13 protein-coding genes are annotated in these 16,958 nt (G+C 64.5%); 3 read left to right on the forward strand and 10 right to left on the reverse strand.

The genetic code is table 11. The annotated features are described in order from the left end of the window. Positions 1–16: 16 nt before the first annotated feature. The 3 genes from TQ29_RS15890 (at position 17) to TQ29_RS15900 (ending at position 4,130) form a co-directional block, all read left to right on the forward strand. Positions 17–2,332, forward strand: coding sequence for a hydantoinase B/oxoprolinase family protein (locus TQ29_RS15890; protein ID WP_054539961.1), 2,316 nt, complete (start codon positions 17–19; stop codon positions 2,330–2,332). 77 nt (positions 2,333–2,409) lie between these two features. Continuing rightward, a complete protein-coding gene (locus TQ29_RS15895) occupies positions 2,410–2,910 on the forward strand; it encodes an acetone carboxylase subunit gamma (RefSeq protein ID WP_054539962.1) in 501 nt (166 codons plus the stop codon). 182 nt (positions 2,911–3,092) lie between these two features. Then, positions 3,093–4,130, forward strand: a complete 1,038-nt coding sequence (locus TQ29_RS15900; RefSeq protein WP_054539963.1) for a zinc-dependent alcohol dehydrogenase family protein — start codon at positions 3,093–3,095, stop codon at positions 4,128–4,130. 54 nt (positions 4,131–4,184) lie between these two features. Here the strand turns inward: TQ29_RS15900 and TQ29_RS15905 are convergent, their stop codons facing one another. The 10 genes from TQ29_RS15905 to TQ29_RS15950 all read right to left on the reverse strand — a co-directional run bounded on the left by TQ29_RS15905 (position 4,185) and on the right by TQ29_RS15950 (position 16,945). Beyond that, a complete protein-coding gene (locus TQ29_RS15905) occupies positions 4,185–5,975 on the reverse strand; it encodes a gamma-glutamyltransferase family protein (RefSeq protein ID WP_054539964.1) in 1,791 nt (596 codons plus the stop codon). 100 nt (positions 5,976–6,075) lie between these two features. Then, positions 6,076–6,957, reverse strand: coding sequence for an ABC transporter permease (locus TQ29_RS15910; RefSeq protein WP_054539965.1), 882 nt, complete (start codon positions 6,955–6,957; stop codon positions 6,076–6,078). After that, positions 6,954–7,898 (reverse strand): ABC transporter permease, encoded by a 945-nt coding sequence (locus tag TQ29_RS15915; protein WP_054539966.1) that lies wholly within the window; start codon positions 7,896–7,898, stop codon positions 6,954–6,956. The genes TQ29_RS15910 and TQ29_RS15915 overlap by 4 nt, the downstream gene beginning before the upstream one ends. A 69-nt stretch (positions 7,899–7,967) precedes the next feature. Continuing rightward, the gene (locus TQ29_RS15920; RefSeq protein WP_054539967.1) at positions 7,968–9,479 is read right to left on the reverse strand and encodes an ABC transporter substrate-binding protein; all 1,512 of its coding nucleotides are present in this window, start codon (positions 9,477–9,479) and stop codon (positions 7,968–7,970) included. A gap of 5 nt (positions 9,480–9,484) precedes the next feature. Beyond that, positions 9,485–10,606 (reverse strand): ABC transporter ATP-binding protein, encoded by a 1,122-nt coding sequence (locus tag TQ29_RS15925; RefSeq protein WP_054539968.1) that lies wholly within the window; start codon positions 10,604–10,606, stop codon positions 9,485–9,487. Next, positions 10,606–11,619 (reverse strand): ABC transporter ATP-binding protein, encoded by a 1,014-nt coding sequence (locus tag TQ29_RS15930; RefSeq protein WP_054539969.1) that lies wholly within the window; start codon positions 11,617–11,619, stop codon positions 10,606–10,608. The genes TQ29_RS15925 and TQ29_RS15930 overlap by 1 nt, the downstream gene beginning before the upstream one ends. Next, positions 11,612–12,325, reverse strand: coding sequence for a FadR/GntR family transcriptional regulator (locus TQ29_RS15935; protein WP_054539970.1), 714 nt, complete (start codon positions 12,323–12,325; stop codon positions 11,612–11,614). The genes TQ29_RS15930 and TQ29_RS15935 overlap by 8 nt, the downstream gene beginning before the upstream one ends. Before the next feature lie 246 nt (positions 12,326–12,571). Then, positions 12,572–14,386: an ABC transporter ATP-binding protein gene (locus tag TQ29_RS15940; protein WP_054539971.1), complete on the reverse strand. Its 1,815-nt coding sequence runs from the start codon at positions 14,384–14,386 to the stop codon at positions 12,572–12,574. Then, the gene (locus tag TQ29_RS15945) at positions 14,383–15,327 is read right to left on the reverse strand and encodes an acetamidase/formamidase family protein (RefSeq protein WP_054539972.1); all 945 of its coding nucleotides are present in this window, start codon (positions 15,325–15,327) and stop codon (positions 14,383–14,385) included. The genes TQ29_RS15940 and TQ29_RS15945 overlap by 4 nt, the downstream gene beginning before the upstream one ends. Next, positions 15,317–16,945 (reverse strand): ABC transporter substrate-binding protein, encoded by a 1,629-nt coding sequence (locus TQ29_RS15950; protein ID WP_054539973.1) that lies wholly within the window; start codon positions 16,943–16,945, stop codon positions 15,317–15,319. Before TQ29_RS15950 ends, TQ29_RS15945 begins: the two co-directional genes overlap by 11 nt. Positions 16,946–16,958: the final 13 nt, after the last annotated feature.

A 16,958-nucleotide genomic window follows, 5' to 3' on the forward strand; every position in this document is an offset into this window, starting at 1 on the left:
AGGGAGGAGAAACACAATGAACATTCAATCCGAAGTCCAGACCCGCGGCATCGTCCGCGGAGGCGAGACCCTGAAACAACACCGCGACCGGCTGATGGAGGCGACCAAGGCCACCGGCCACTACGCCGGGCTTAAGAAGATGGAGCTGCGCGACAGCGACCCCATCATGTACAACAAGCTGTTCTCACGGCTGCGCGCGGGTGTGGTGGACGCCCGCGAGACCGCAAAGAAAATCGCGGCCTCCCCCATCGTCGAGCAGGAGGGCGAGCTTTGCTTCACCCTCTACAACGCGGCCGGCGACTCGATCCTGACGTCTACGGGGATCATCATCCACGTGGGCACCATGGGCGCGGCGATCAAATACATGATCGAGAACGGATGGGAGCAAAATCCCGGCATCCGCGACAAGGACATCTTCTGCAACAACGACTCGCTGATCGGGAATGTGCACCCCTGCGACATCCACACCATCGTTCCGATCTTCCACGAGGACATGCTGATCGGGTGGGTCGGCGGGGTCACCCACGTGATCGATACCGGCTCGGTCGGGCCGGGGTCCATGTCCACCGGGCAGGTGCAGCGCTTTGGCGACGGTTACTCGATCACCTGCCGCAAGATCGGCGAAAACGACATACTCAACCGTGACTGGCTGCATGAGAGCCAGCGGATGGTACGCACCACCCGCTACTGGATGCTGGACGAGCGTACCCGCGTCGCCGGCTGCCACATGATCCGCGATCTGGTGCAGGAGGTGATCGCAGACGAGGGCATCGACGCCTATTGGAAATTCGCCTACGAGGCGGTGGAGCACGGCCGGGTCGGCCTGCAGAACCGGATCAAGGCGATGACCATTCCGGGCAAATACCGCCAGGTCGGATTTGTCGACGTACCCTATGCGCATGATGATGTGCGCGTGCCCTCTGACTTCGCCAAGCTCGACACGATCATGCACACGCCCTCGGAAATCACGATCCGGGGCGATGGCACGTGGCGGCTCGATTTCGAAGGCTCGTCCCGCTGGGGCTGGCACACGTACAACGCGCATCAGGTAAGCTTTACCTCCGGCATCTGGGTGATGATGACGCAAAGCCTCATTCCCACAGAGATGATCAACGATGGCGCGGCTTACGGGACAGAGTTTCGCCTGCCCAAGGGAACGTGGATGAATCCAGACGACCGGCGGGTGGCGTTCAGCTATTCCTGGCACTTCCTCGTGTCCTCGTGGACGGCGCTCTGGCGCGGGCTGTCGCGCAGCTATTTCGGGCGCGGCTACCTCGAAGAGGTGAACGCGGGCAATGCCAACACCTCGAACTGGCTGCAGGGCGGCGGGTTCAACCAGTATGACGAAATCCATGCGGTGAATTCGTTCGAATGCGCGGCCAACGGGGTGGGCGCCAGCGCTCATAGCGACGGGATCAGCCATGCGGCGGCGGTCTGGAACCCCGAGGGCGACATGGGCGACATGGAAATCTGGGAACTGGCCGAGCCGCTGGTCTATCTGGGCCGGCAGATCAAGGCCAGCTCGGGCGGCGCGGGCAAGTATCGCGGCGGCTGCGGGTTCGAAAGCCTGCGCATGGTGTGGAACGCCAAGGACTGGACGATGTTCTTCATGGGCAACGGCCATATCAGCTCGGACTGGGGTCTGATGGGTGGGTATCCCGCGGCCTCGGGCTATCGTTTCGAGGCCCATGACACCGGGCTGAAGGAAAAGATCGCCAATGGCGACCCGATCCCCTTTGGCGGTGATACCGACCCGGAAAATCCGGTTTATGAAAGCATGCTCGAAGGGGCGCGGATCAAGCGCGACAAGCAGGCGATCACCACCGAAGCGATGTTCAAGGATTACGACCTCTACCTGAACTACATGCGCGGCGGTCCCGGCTTCGGCGATCCGCTGGACCGCGAACCGCAGTCGGTGGCCGATGACGTGAACGGCGGCTATCTGCTCGAACGTTTCGCCGCGAGCGTCTACGGCGTTGTCCTGTCGGACGCGGGCGATGGCATGAAGGGCGTGGACATGGCCGCGACCGGGGCCAGGCGCGCGGAGATCCGCAAGGACCGTCTGGCGCAATCGGTGCCGACGCAGGAGTGGATGGCCGCAGAGCGCGAGAAGATCCTCGCCAAGGATGCCGGTGTCCATGTGCAGCAGATGTTCGCCGCCTCCTTCAAGCTCGGGCCCCGTTTCGAGAAAGAGTTCCGCGACTTCTGGACCCTGCCGGACGACTGGAAGCTGATGGAAGCCGACCTGCCGATCCCATCCTACGGGCGCGAATACTCGATGGATATTTCCGAACTCCCGGACGTGAAAACCGTCCAGTTCGTCGAGGAATAAGCCCAGCACAGGCCGCGCCCTTAAAAGACACCGGGCGCGACCTCTCATCTTCAAGGTCAATCCACAGGGAGGACATCATGGCCTATACCAGATCCAAGATCAAAGACCTCGTCGACGGCAAGATCGACCGCGACACGCTCCATACCATGCTCTCGACCCCGAAGGATCAGGAGCGGTTCCAGATCTATCTCGAAGTGTTGCAGGAACAGGTGGAATGGGACGATCCGATCATCCTGCCGCTGGGGCCCAAGCTCTATATCGTGCAGCGCCAGTCAGACATGAAATGGATGATCCGTTCGCAGGCCGGCCACGATTTCTGCGAATGGGATCAGAACTGGAAACTGCATGCCCGGGTGCGGGTGCGCGACACGCCCGAACAGATGGAAGAGCTTTACCCCCGCCTGATGGCCCCCTCGACCGACTGGCAGGTGATCCGCGAGTATTTCTGCCCGCTCTCCGGCGATCTGCTGGATGTCGAGGCGCCGACGCCCTGGTATCCGGTGATCCATGACTTCGAGCCGGATATCGAAACCTTCTACCGCGACTGGCTGGGGATGAAGGTGCCGGAACGGGCCTGATCGCCTTCGGATTCCGGTTTCCGAAAATGATTTGCGGGGGCGGCGCTGCGGCAGCCCCCGCTTTCGGGCGCTGTCTGGTGAAAACTGTCTGAAAATCGGACAGTTGCAACCACGTGAGCAACCTTTCCGTAGTTTGGCGGGATGCTACGTTGCGATCGAGACTTTGAAAGAGGAGGCATGTGATGAAAGCTCTCGTGTATAACGGGCCGGGTCAGAAAGACTGGGTCGAAAAAGAAAAACCCGGAATTGACAAGCCCACCGATGTGATCGTGCGCATCACCAAGACGACGATCTGCGGCACCGATCTGCATATCCTGAAGGGCGACGTTCCCGCCGTCACCCCGGGCCGCACGCTGGGCCACGAAGGCGTCGGCGTGGTCGAAGAGGTCGGCCCCGCGGTGCGCAATTTCAAACCGGGCGATCCGGTGCTGATCTCCTGCGTGACCTCCTGTGGCGCCTGTCCGAATTGCAAGCGCCAGCTCTATGCGCATTGCTCGGACGGCGGCTGGATTCTGGGCCACCTGATCGACGGCACGCAGGCCGAATATGTGCGCATCCCGCATGGCGACAATTCGCTCTACCCGATCCCGGACGGCGCGGATGAAGAGGCGCTGGTGATGCTGTCGGACATCATGCCGACCGGGCTGGAGATCGGGGTGCAATACGGCAAGGTCAAACCCGGCGACACCATCGCCATCATCGGCGCCGGGCCCGTGGGCATGTCCGTGCTTTTGACCGCGCAATTCTACTCTCCGGGCAAGATCGTGATGATCGACATGGATCCGGCGCGGCTCGAACTCGCGAAACAATTCGGAGCCACCGATACGCTTCAGGTCGGAGAGGTCGATGTGGTCGAAGAGATCATGAAGATGACCGATGATCTCGGCGTCGATGTGGCCATCGAGGCCGTGGGCGTGCCCGCGACCTTCGACATCTGCCAGAAGATCGTTTCGGCCGGCGGCGCCATCGCCAATGTCGGCGTGCATGGTAAACCCGTCGAGCTGCATATCGAGGAGCTTTGGATCAAGAACATCAATATCTCGATGGGGCTGGTGAACACCAATACCACGCCGATGCTGCTCAAGACGCTGAATTCCGGCAAGGTCAATCCGGGCAGGCTGGTGACCCACCGCTTCAAGCTCGAAGAGATCCTCGACGCCTACGAGGTTTTCGGCAATGCCGCGCGCGAGAAGGCGATGAAGGTGATCCTCAACGCCTGACGGCTGCAAATCCCGTGCCCTGCGGCAGGAACCTGTTCCTGCCGCAGGGCCGCTTTACCGGCCAACCGCGTAGGCCTGCATCAGGCGCGGCGTGGCGGCGGCGCGCAGCAACCCGCTGGCATCGCGTTGCGCCGCGGTCAGACGACCGACGCTCCAGGGCTCCGCAACCTCCACATCATGACCGCGCGCGCGCAACTCTTCGATCGTGGCCGCGCCGAAACCGGGCTCGATCATCAGATGGCCGGGGCGCGTGGCGCGGGGGTAGAACGAGGCCTGAAAATGCGCGGTGTGAAACAGCGGCGCGTCGATGGCCTCTTGCAGGTTGCGGGTCTGGTGCACCAGCCGCAGGAAGAAGATCAACTGCCACTGGTCCTGCTGATCGCCGCCCGGCGTGCCGAAGGCCAGCGCCGGCCGGCCGTGCAGATTGGCCATCGACGGCGAAAGCGTGGTGCGCGGGCGCCGCCCCGGCGCCAGCGAGGTCGCCAGCCCCTCTTCCAGCCAGAACATTTGCGCGCGACTGTTGAGCGGCATCCCCAGCCCCGGCACCACGGGCGAGGATTGCAGCCATCCGCCCGACGGCGTGGCCGAAACCATGTTGCCCCATTGGTCGATCACGTCGATATGCACGGTATCGCCGCGCTTTTCGGACAGATGCGCCATGGTCGGTTCGCCCGCCCCGGCCCCCGGCCCCGCCTCGGGGGTCATTGCGCCGCGCCGGATCGCGGCGGCGGCCTGTGCGCCGTAACCTTCGATCACGCCGGGGCGCTGTTCCAGCGAGGCGGTGGCCCCGATCTGGGCGCGGCGGGTGGCGGCATAATCGCGCGAAAGCAACGTATCCATTGGGATGTCGCTGAAATTCGGGTCACCGTAATAGGCTTCGCGGTCGGCGAAAGACAGTTTCATCGTCTCGATGATCAGATGTACGAAATCGGGGCCGGCCGGGTCCATGTCCGCAATCCCGCTGCCCTCGAGGATGCGCAGCGATTGCAGCAACGTCGGCCCCTGCCCCCACGGCCCGGTCTTGAACACTGTCCAGTCGCCATAATCCACCGACAGCGGCGGCTCGTAGCTGGCCTGCCAGTTGGCCATGTCGTCGCCGGTCAGCACCCCCTTGCGGCGGCCCCCGGCGGCGTCCATCACCTCGGCCTGTCTGACCCATGCGTCGATCGCCTCGGCCACGAAGCCCTTGTAGAAGGCACCGCGCGCCGCCTCGATCTGCGCCTCGCGGCCCTCGGCGGCCTCGGCCTCGTCCAGCAGGCGGCGCCAGGTGGCGGCAAGATCGGGGTTCTTGAACAGGCGGCCCGCCTCGGGCACCTTGCCGCCCGGCAGCCAGGTCTCGGCAGAGGTTGGCCATTCATCGCGGAAGAAATCGGCCAGTCCGGCAATCGTGGCCGCCACACGCGGCAGCAACGGGTGGCCGGCTTCGGCATAATGGATCGCGGGTTCCAGCACCTCGCGCAGCGTCATCGAGCCGTGATCGCGCAGCAAAAGCATCCAGCCATCGAACGCGCCCGGCACAACCGTGGCCAGCATCCCCGAACCCGGAATCAGATCAAGCCCCTGCGCCTTGTAATGCGCGATCGTGGCGCCGGCGGGGGCCACGCCCTGGGCGCAGATCACGGTGGGCGCATCAGCCCCCGCCGGGCAGAAGATCAGCGGCAGATCGCCCAGCGGCCCGTTCAGATGCGGCTCAACCACATTCAGAACCAACCCCATGGCTACCGCCGCGTCGAAGGCGTTGCCGCCCTTTTCAAGCAGGGCCATGCCCACCGCCGAAGCAATCCAGTGCGTCGAGGTGGCAACACCGAATGTGCCGGCGATCTCGGGCCGTGTCGTGAAGTTCATGGGTTACCTTTCCACTGTTGCCCGATCCCTGCGGGCGGCGCCGTTCCGCGCGGCTGTTCATTCTCTGCTCGGGGCCCGCGTGGCCCCCGAGCGCGGCGTGTCATGTTTCCCGCGGGTCCAGCGCATCGCGCAGCCCGTCGCCGAGAAGGTTGAAACCCAGCACCACCAGAAAGATCGCGATGCCGGGCCACATCGCCATCCACGGCGCCTGTTCCAGAAAATTCTTGGCGATGTTCAGCATCGACCCCCAAGAGGGCGCCGGCGGCTGCTGGCCCAGCCCGAGGAACGACAGCGACGCCTCGGCGATGATCGCGGTGGCGACCGTCAGGGTGGCCTGCACCAACAGGGGCGGGAAGATGTTGGGCAGGATATAGCGCCGGATGATCGCGAGATCGGTCAGGCCGATGGCGCGGGCGCTTTCGACATAATCCTCTGTCATGACGCTGAGGGTCTGGCCACGGGCCAGCCGGATGAAGGCGGGCATCGCCGAAAGGCCGATGGCGATCATCGCATTGGTCAGCGACGGGCCCAGAAAGGCCGCCAGCGCGATCGCGAGGATCAGGAAGGGCGCGGCCAGCAATGCCTCTGTCACGCGCGAGATGGCCGCGTCTGTCCAGCCCCGGCGATAGCCTGCGGCAACGCCCAGCGGAATCCCCAGCAAGAGCGCGATGAACACCGAAACCACCCCCGCCATGAGCGAGGCCTGCGCGCCCCAGATCATGCGCGACAGCACATCGCGGCCGATCTCGTCGGTGCCGAACGGATGCGCGGCCGACGGCGGTTTGCGCACGGCCAGCCAGTCGGTTTCCAACGGGCCGGGCACCGGCAGCACCGGCGCCAGAAGCGCGACACAGACGAAAAACGCGACCAGCACAGCCCCGAGCAGCGCCGAAGGGTTGCGGCGGAACTTGGCCCAGACCCGGCTTTTCATCCGTTTTTGCGGGCCCGGGGCGATGCCGGCGGTATCGGAAAGCGCGCTCATGTATCCCTCATGCGGGGGTTGAGGATGCGGTAGGCCGCATCGGCCAGAATGTTCATGGCGATAAAGGCGACGGCGGTGCACAGCACGATGCCCTGCACCACGGCGTAGTCGCGGTTGAAGACAGCATCGACCACCAGTTTGCCGAAACCGGGAATGGTGAAGATCTGCTCGGTCAGGACCGCGCCGGCCAGCAACTCGCCAAACAGCAGCGTGGCCACCGTGACGATCGGCACCAGTGCATTGCGCAGGGCGTGTTTCAGGATCACCACCCGCTCGTTCAGCCCCTTGGCGCGGGCGGTGCGCACATAGTCGGATTTCAGCACCCCCAGCATGGCCGAACGGGTGTGCCGCATCAGCGTGGCAGCCAGCCCGGTGCCCAGCACGAAGGCCGGCATGATCATGGTCTGGATCGAACGCAGGGGATCTTCGCTCAGCGGCGCATAGCCGGAGGCCGGCAACCAGCCAAGGTTCACCGACACCAGCAGGATCAGCATGATCCCGAGCCAGAAGTTCGGGATCGACAGCCCCGACAGCGCAACGATATTGGCAAGCCAGTCAATCCAGGTGCCCTTGCGATAGGCCGAGAGGATGCCGGTGGGCACCCCGATGAATACCGCGATGATCAGCGCCATAACCGCAAGCTGGATCGTCACCGGAAGCTTTTCGCCGATCAGCGTCAGCACCGGCTGCCGGGTGCGCAGCGAAATGCCCAGATCACCTTGCAGCACGCCGCCGATCCAGTGGAAATACTGCATGTAGAGCGGATCGTTGAGGCGGTATTTCTCGCGCAGGAAGGCCAGCACCTCGGGATCGCGCTCTTCGCCCGCCATGGCCAGCACCGGATCGCCCGGCAAGAGCTTTTGCAGCGTGAACACGAAGACCGAGATCAGGATCACCGTGGGAATGGCGATCAGAATTCTGCGCGCAAGAAAGCCGAGCATGTCGGGGGCTCCATCGGGGGCATGGGTGGGGTCGGCCCGGCGACGCGCGCCGCCGGGCCGGATGTCGGATCATTCGGTGAAGGACACGCCTTCAAGCCGGATCATGCCGTCGGGATAGGGCACGAAACCCGCGATCTTGTCGTCCAGCGCCCAGATCCACGTGACGTGATAGAGATAAAGGATCGGCAGCTCTTCGATCAGGATCTCGCGCGCGGCATCGTAGGAGGCCTTGCGCTCGGCCATATCCGTCGAGACGCGCGCCTTGTCGAGCAGGGCGTCGACCTCGGGGATGCAGACCTTGGAATCGTTGATGCCACCATTGCAGGTCATGAACTGATGGATGTTGCCATCGGGATCGACCCGGCCCGACCAGCCGATCTGGCTGGCGGTGAAATCGCCGGCGGACTGATCCTTCAGCAGCGTGGCGAATTCCTTGGCCACCAGCTTTATGTCGATGCCGGCCTCTGAGGCCATGGCCTGAACGACCTGCATCATCTGCATCTGAACCGGGTTGTTGGTCACCTGAATCTCGATCTCGAGGCCGCTCTCGTATCCGGCCTCGGCCAACAGGGCCTTGGCCGCATCGACATCGCGTTCGGGCACCGGAAAACGGGTGTCATACCAGGGCGAGGTTGGCGGGAAGGGCTGATTTCCCGGCGCGAAGGCGCCTTCGAACACCACCTGATTGAGCACATTGCGGTCGATGGACAGTGACAGCGCCTTGCGAACCCGGGCATCTTCGCCCAGCGGGTTCTTGGCACGCTCACCATTGGCCAGGTTCATGGTGATACCCTGATAGCCCAGCGAAACCGCCTGTTCGATGATCAGCCCGTCGTCGCCCTTGGCCGAGCCCAGATCGGTCGCGGCCAGACGCTCCAGCATATCCAGGTCGCCCGAGCGCAGGTTCGCCAGACGCACGGTGGTATCGGGGATCGGCAGGAAGGTCACGCTGTCGAAGCTGATCTCGTCGGCGTTCCAGTAACCCGCGAATTTCTCCAGCACGATCCGGTCCTGCTGGATACGCTCCTTGAAGGAAAACGGGCCCGAGCAGACCGGCGTCAGGCCGAAATCCGCGCCCGTCTCGGCCGCCGCCGTCGGCGACATCATCATGCCCGAGCGGTCGGCGAACTGCGCAAGCAGGGTGGCATCGGGCGCGGTCAGGTTGAACTTGATGGTGTAGTCGTCCACCACCTCTGTCGAGGCGATGGATTTCACCTCGGACTTGCGGCGGCTTTCCGGCATGGTCTGGCTGCGCTCGATATTGGCGGCCACGGCGGCGGCGTTGAACGGCGTTCCGTCGTGAAAGGTCACGCCGTCACGCAGGGTCATGGTCAGCGCCATACCGTCGTCGGACCAGCTCCAGCCGGTGGCCAGCTGCGGCACGATTTCAAGGCCGGGGGTGATATCCACCAGCTTGTCGCAAAGCGAGGCATAGACGATGCGGCCCACGAAGGTGCGCGATTGATCGGGGTCGAGGATATCGGGGTCTTCCTGAAGGCCGATGCGCAGGTCGGCGGCGGATGCGCCGCCTGCCGCCAGCCCGAAGGCCAGGGCGAGAGCGAGTTTCTTGGACAGTGCCATGGGGCTTACTCCTTGTCGGGTGTGAGTGGTTGGGGGAAAGATCCGGAAGGCTTGGCGCCCTCTCTGGTTGCGCGCGCCGCACGATAAAGGGAAAAGCGCTGCTCTGCTTCGGGCGAGCGGGCGGCGATGTCGGGCGCCAGCCCGGTCAGGGAAAGTTCGGCGTGCCTGTGACAGGCGACGCTGCGCGCATCCGGCCCGCGCGTCAGCTTCGGCCGCTCGGCGCGGCAGACCGCCTGGGCATAGGGACAGCGCGGATGGAAACGGCATCCCGGCGGCGGTGCGATCGGGTTCGGCGGCTCCCCGTCGATGGTCGCCACCCCGGCCCGCGCGCCGACGCGCGGCACCGGGATCGACGAAATAAGTGCCTCGGTATAAGGATGCCGCGGGGCGGTGAACAGCTCTGCCACCGGCGCTTCCTCGACGATTTCGCCCAGATACATGACCGCCACCCGATCGGCCATGTGCCGGATCACCGCCAGATCATGGGCGATAACGATCAGCGTCAGGCCGAACTCCTGTTTCAGATCCTCGAGGATGTTGACCACCTGCGCCTGGATCGACACATCCAGCGCCGACACAGGCTCATCCCCGATCAGAACCTTGGGCCCCGATGCCAGCGCGCGGGCGATGCCGATGCGCTGGCGCTGCCCGCCGGAAAATTCATGCGGATAGCGGTTGGCGTGTTCGGGCATCAGCCCCACCCGTTCCAACAGCGCGGCGACCCTGGCGCGGCGTTCCCGGCGGGTGCCGATCCGGTGCGCGCGCATCGGCTCTTCGACGAGGGCCCCCACCGTCATGCGCGGATTGAGCGACGAGAACGGATCCTGAAAGATGAACTGAAGATCCCGGCGCAGGCCGCGCATCTTGTCCGCGCTGATCCTGGAAATGTCGGTGCCATCATAAATCACCGATCCCTCGCTCGGGTCGATCAGCCGCACCAGAAGCCGCGCCAGCGTGGATTTTCCGCAGCCGGACTCGCCCACGATCGCAAAGGTTTCGCCGCGCCGTATACGCAGGTCGATCCCGTCGACCGCGCGCACCTCTGTCTGCGCCCCGACCAGCGGCTTGTGAGTCACGAAACGCCGCCTGAGCGCGCGGGTCTCTATGATCAGGTCCGGCTTTCCCATCACGCGGCCCCCGCGATTTCGGGGGATGGCGCATCCACGCCGGTTTCAAGCGGCGCGCGCCAGCAGGCCACGGCATGCCCCCGGTCGAATTCCCGCATCGGCGGGGCAAGCGCGCAGCCCGGCTGCGCGAACGGGCAGCGCGAGACAAAACGACAGCCTTCGGGCATGGCATCGGCGGGCGGCACGATGCCGGGGATCGTCACCAGCTTGCCCGACCGGTCGCCGAGCGAGGGCATCGAGCTCATCAACCCGATCGTATAGGGGTGCTGCGGGTTTTCGAACACTGCCGCGACCGGGCCGGCCTCGACAATGCGGCCGGCATACATGACCGCCACCTTGTCGGCCATTTCGGCCACCACGCCCAGATCGTGGGTGATCATGATCATCGCGCTGGCGCTTTCATCCTGCAACTGGCGCATCAGATCCAGCACCTGGGCCTGCACGGTGACATCCAGCGCGGTGGTCGGCTCATCGGCAATCAGAAGCGCCGGGTCGTTCGCCATCGCCATGGCAATCATCGCGCGCTGCCGCATCCCGCCTGACATCTGATGCGGGTACTCATCCAACCGCTTTTCGGGCGCCGGGATCCGCACCTTTTGCAGCATGTCCAGCGCGCGGTTCCGCGCGGCATCCCGGCTGACGCCCTTGTGGCGGCGCACGGCTTCGGCGATCTGCTCGCCCACTTTCAGCGCCGGATTGAGCGAGGTCATCGGCTCCTGAAAGATCATCGCCATCCGGTCGCCCCGAACGTTTTGCAGCTCCTGCAGTGACAGGCTCAGAAGATCGCGCCCCTCGAACATCGCGGTGCCGGACATGAGCCGCGCCGGCGGGGTCGGCAACAGCCCCATCAGCGCCAACGCCGTCAGCGACTTGCCGCAGCCCGACTCGCCCACGATGCACAGTGTCTCACCCCTGTCGAGCGACAGCGACACGCCATCCACGAGATTGGTCGCCGCCGCCCCGAAACGGATCGAAAGATCGGTGATCTGCAGGAGCGGGGCGTCCTCAGGCATTTTCGGCCGCCTTCCGGTCCAGCACCCGGCCGATACAGTCGGACAGGGTGTTGAGATGCGCGCGCATCTCCTCTTCCGCGCCAATGACATCGCCGGCCTCGATACGGTCGATCAGCCGCATGTGCTGGCTGTGGTACAGATCCACCGAATTGCCGGAGCGCGCCTGTTCGCGCAGCGTGCGCCAGGCCTCCGACGCGCGGATTTCATCCAGCAGCGAAAAGGCGGTCAACAGAACCCGGTTGCCCGCGGTGCGCGCGATCAGCCGGTGCAGGGCGCCATCCCACAGCTCGACGCTGTCGGGATCGGTCGTTTCGATGATCCGGTTGGCCAGTTGGCGCATCCGGCGAACATCATCGGGCTTTGCCCGCGCCGCGCAGAGCCCGGCCAGCGCGGGTTCGATGTAAAGCCGGGCTTCCGTCACTTCGGAAACGCGCGCCTCGCCGGCGATTTCGGCCGCGAGGACGCCGGTCGGATCGGGCGGCTGGCCGATGAAGGTGCCCTTGCCCTGGCGGCGCCACAACAGGCCCTCGGCCTCCAGCACCTCAAGCGCGCGCCGTATCGTGCGCCGGCCCACGCCCAGCTTTTCGGACAGCTCCCGCTCTGTCGGAAGCCGCCCCCCGGGGCCGACATCACCGCCTGCAATCATCAGGCGAAGCCGGCGCAGAACGAGAGAAGAGTTGTCGTTTACCTTGTCTTTCGGCGTCATGCCTCACGCACCTTGATGTATCAATTATATATTGGTTCATCCGAACTGTCCGGCTATCATTCCTGCGGAGTCAAGAACAACCGCGTCAAACTCCAAGGTATCAGCCTATCAAAGCGCAATTTTTAAGCGTAACCCGAGATCTGACACAATAGACGGCACACCACGCCTTCGGCATGCAAACAGAGCGAATTTGAACAATATCATCAATGGTTCGACTCTCATTTGAACCCACGCCGCGGCAACAGATCAACTTGCGTAACCCCGGTGCGCCAGCTCAAGCTGCGGATCGTCTTCGGCAACCCGATGCCCGCCGCCGATATCGGCCAGATGAACCCGCCGCGGTTCCTGCCCGATCGGCCACACCGGCGAAACCGGGGCAGCCCCGCGGGGCGGAACCGGGGGGCGGTGATAGGTCGGATCCGGCACCGGAACAGCCGCCAGCAGGCGGCGGGTGAAGGCGTGTTGCGGATTGCCCAGAACCTGTTCGCGGCTGCCGGTCTCTATGATCTGGCCGAGGTTCATCACCGACACACGGTCGGCCACCTGCTCGACCACCGCCATGTCATGGCTGATGAAGAGATAGGCCAGCCCCTCGTCCTGCTGCAGCTCGCGCATCAGATCCAGAACCTGCGCCTGCACCGACACATCCAGCGCCGACACGGCCTCGTCGGCGACGATTACCTTCGGGCGCAGCGCCAGGGCGCGGGCGATGCAGATACGCTGCCGCTGCCCGCCAGAGAATTCATGCGGGAAGCGGGCCATGTGATCGGGCGTCAGGCCGACGCGTCCGAACAACGCGGCCACGCGGTCGGTCAGTTCAGAGCCGGACGCCAGACCGTGCACCACCAGCGGCTCTGCCACCTGCTGCCCCACTGTCATCCGCGCATCGAGCGAGGCGCCGGGATCCTGGAACACCATCTGGATGTTGCGGCGCACGGGCTTGAGTCCGGCGGGCGACAGCCCCCGCATCTGCTGGCCCGCGACACGGATACTGCCGGTCCAGTCTACCAGCCCGAGCAGGGCCTTGCCGATCGTGGACTTGCCGCAGCCGGATTCCCCCACCAGTGCAAGGGTCTCTCCCGGCGCGATCCGAAAGCTGACACCTTCGACGGCATGCACCCGCGCCTGAACGCGGTTCACAATCCCGCCGCGCAGGTCGAAGCGCACCGACAGATCGTCGGCGACGACAACCGCCTGCGTCCGGTCGGGCACCGGGCGGGGCGGCGCCTGGCCAAGGCGCGGAACAGCCGCCAGCAAACGGCGCGCGTAATCTGTGTCGGGCGCCGCGAAAAGCGGGCCGACCTCGGCGGATTCCACCTGCCGGCCGTCACGCATCACGATGACGCGGTCCGCCATTTCCGCGACAACGCCCATGTCATGGGTGATCATCAGGACGGTTGTGCCATGCTCGCGCTGCAAGGCGCGGATCAGATCCAGCACCTCGGCCTGAACGGTCACATCCAGCGCCGTGGTCGGCTCGTCGGCGATGAGGATCTCTGGGTTGCAGGCCAGCGCCATGGCGATCATCACCCGCTGCCGCATCCCGCCCGACAGCTCATGCGGATACTGCTTCAGCCGTCGCTCCGCATCGGTGATGCGCACATCGCGCAACAGCGCCAGCGCGCGGCCCGGCGCCTCGGACGCGGTGCATTCGCCATGCTCCAGCAGCACCTCGGTCAGTTGCCGCCCGATGGTCATCACCGGGTTGAGCGAAGTCATCGGCTCCTGAAAGATCATCGAAATCCGTTTGGCGCGGACCTTGCGGAACGCGGCTTCGGAAAGGCCGGCGAGTTCGGTGCCATCCGCCAGCCGGATCGAGCCGCCCGCGACCCGCGCCATCGGCTGCGGCAACAGCCCCATGATCGCCAGCGCGGTCATCGACTTGCCCGAACCGCTTTCGCCCGCCAGACACAGGGTTTCGCCACGCATCAGGTCAAAGCTCAGATCCTCGACCACGCTTTGCGCGCCGGTGGGCGTGGCCACCTGAATGGTCAGCCCGGCAACGCTGAGAACCGGGCGCGGATCTGCGCCGCGCCCGGAGATGGCCCCCTGCCCCGTCATTCGAAAACGATACGCGGCAGATAGAACGAGACGACCCAGTTGGGCATGTCCACGATCTCGGATATCCGCAGATCGCCACAGACCGAGCACAGCATATAGGCGTTGACCGCGCTCAACCCGTAGTCCCGGCACAGCAGATCGACCATGGCCGACAGCGCGTCGCGCGCGCCGGTCATCAGGTCGGTTCCGATGCCCGTCGTCACCTCGTATCCCTTGGCATCCAGATGACGCGTCACCGGCCCCGGCGTGGTGAAGCGCGGGAATTTCAGCGGCGTCTGCTTGATCAGATCAAGCGTGAGGGTCACGTTCATCGGCGATTCAATCGCCGTACCACAGACCTCGCCGTCGCCTTGCGCGGCGTGGGTGTCGCCGACGGAGAACAACGCCCCCGCCACCTCGACCGGCAGGTAGAGCGTGGTGCCCGCGGCCAGATCGCGGATATCGAGATTGCCGCCCACCCGGCGCGGCGGGACGACCGAATGCAGCCCGGGTTCCGCCGGTGCCACCCCGATGGTGCCCGCGAAGGGCTTCAGCGGCACCTTCGCGATATCGCAGTAGAGCGCCGGCGCCATCGTATCCGCATCGTAAGACCAGATGTTCAGCGCCGGGTCTTCGAACTGATCGGCCAGAAGGCCGAAGCCGGGGATGTTCGCCGTCCAGCCAAAGCCCGACGGTTCGAACCCGTCGATCTGCACTTTCAGGATGTCGCCCGGCTCTGCCCCGTCCACATGGATCGGGCCGGTCACCGGGTTGATCTTGTCAAAGGACAGCGCGCCGATATCGGCCACGGTGCTGTCCTTGGTCAGTTGCCCGCCCGAGCTGTCCAGACATTCGAAATGCAGGTTCGATCCCGGGGCGACGGTCGCGACGGGCGGGATCGAACGATCCCACCCGAAGTGATGATGACGACCGTGAATGGTGTAATCGCAGTTATTGCACATCGGTCGAATACACATAGTCGTAGTTGACGGGAACGTGGACCGGATCGACGAAGATCTCGTCCGGGCCGCCCAGCCTGGCCGAGCGCATGGTGAAGCGCTGTTCATTGAACACCGGCACCCAGGGCGCATCTTCCATGATCGCCAGATAGATCTCGCGCCACTTCGCCTCGCGCTCCGTTGCCATGGCCGGGTCGGTCATCGCGTCGGCCTCGACAGCCTTGGCATCCAGATCGGGGTTGCAGTACCACGACCAGTTCCAGCCGCCCTGCACCGCACCGTCACAGCCCAGGATGGGGCCGTAGAAGTTGGACGGATCGGGGAAGTCGGCAATCCATGCCATGCCGCCCGACCAGATCATCGGGGCCTGATCCGGCTCGCCGCCGGCGGCAATCACGTTGGCCTGGGCCAGGCTGCGGATTTCGGCCTTGATGCCGATGCCGGCCAGATCCTGCTGAAAGCTTTGCGCGATGCGCGGGTTGGGATCGGTGTTGTAGACGAACAGCTCGGTCTCGAACCCGTCGGGGAAACCCGCCTCGGCCAGCAGCGCCTTCGCGGCCTCGGGATCAAAGGCATAGCCTTCATAATCGTCGGCATAGCCCGGCATCGAGGGCGGCAGTGGCTGATTGGCGGGCACGGCGCGCCCGTTGATGATGCGCACCGCACGGTCCTTGTTGATCGCCATGTTGACGGCCTGCCGCACCTTGACGTTATCAAACGGCGGCATCTTGACGTTCATGGTGATATAACCGGTGTGAAGTTGCCCCCCCTCGATCACGAAATCCTTGTATGTCGGGTCTTGCGTCACCTCGAGGAATTTCGCGGGCGGGATGCCATCGCCGGGGATATCGACCTCGCCCTGCTGCAGCCGCAGGAGTGCCACGATAGGCTCTTGCCCCACTTCGAACGTGATCTGGTCCAGCTTCGGCACGCCCGCATTCCAGTAATCGGAGTTCCGCGCGAAGACGAGCTTTTGGCCCAGCGTCCATTCGGCCAGCTTGAAGGCGCCGGTGCCAACCGGGTTCTTGCCGAAATCGGGGCCGTATTTCTCGGCCTCTTCCTTGGGCACGATCGAAGAGAAGTTGATCGCCATCACATGCAGGAAGGTGGCGTCGGGGCGCGAAAGCTTGATCTCGACCGTGTAGGGGTCGATCACGGTAACGCCCGACAGGCTGTCGGCCGCGCCGGAGGCCATGTCGTCATAGCCTTCGATCGATCCGAAAAAGCCGGCGCCGGGGCTCTGGGTCGCGGGGTTGGTCACGCGGTCGAGCGAATATTTCACGTCCTCGGCCGTCATCTCGCGCCCGTTGTGGAAGGTGACGCCCTGGCGCAGGGTGAAGGTGAAGGTCTTGCCATCGTCCGAGATCGTGTAGTCCTCGGCCAGATCCTTTTTCAGGATGGTGGTGCCGGGCTCGTAATCCATCAGCCCGTCGAACAGGCTTTTGATCATCGACCAGTTCTGCCAGTCATAACCGATCGCCGGGTCGAGGGTGGAGACGTCATCCTTGTAGGTGACGATCATCGACCCGCCCTGCTTGGCATCGATGAAATCCTGCGCCTGCGCGGCGGCCCCGAGCGCGGTACTCAGCGCAACGAGGCTGGTCAGCATCTTGTATCTCATGAACGTTCTCTCC

This window comes from Actibacterium sp. EMB200-NS6 (assembly GCF_001305615.1).
In the GTDB taxonomy this organism is placed as follows: Bacteria; Pseudomonadota; Alphaproteobacteria; order Rhodobacterales; family Rhodobacteraceae; genus Actibacterium_A; species Actibacterium_A naphthalenivorans.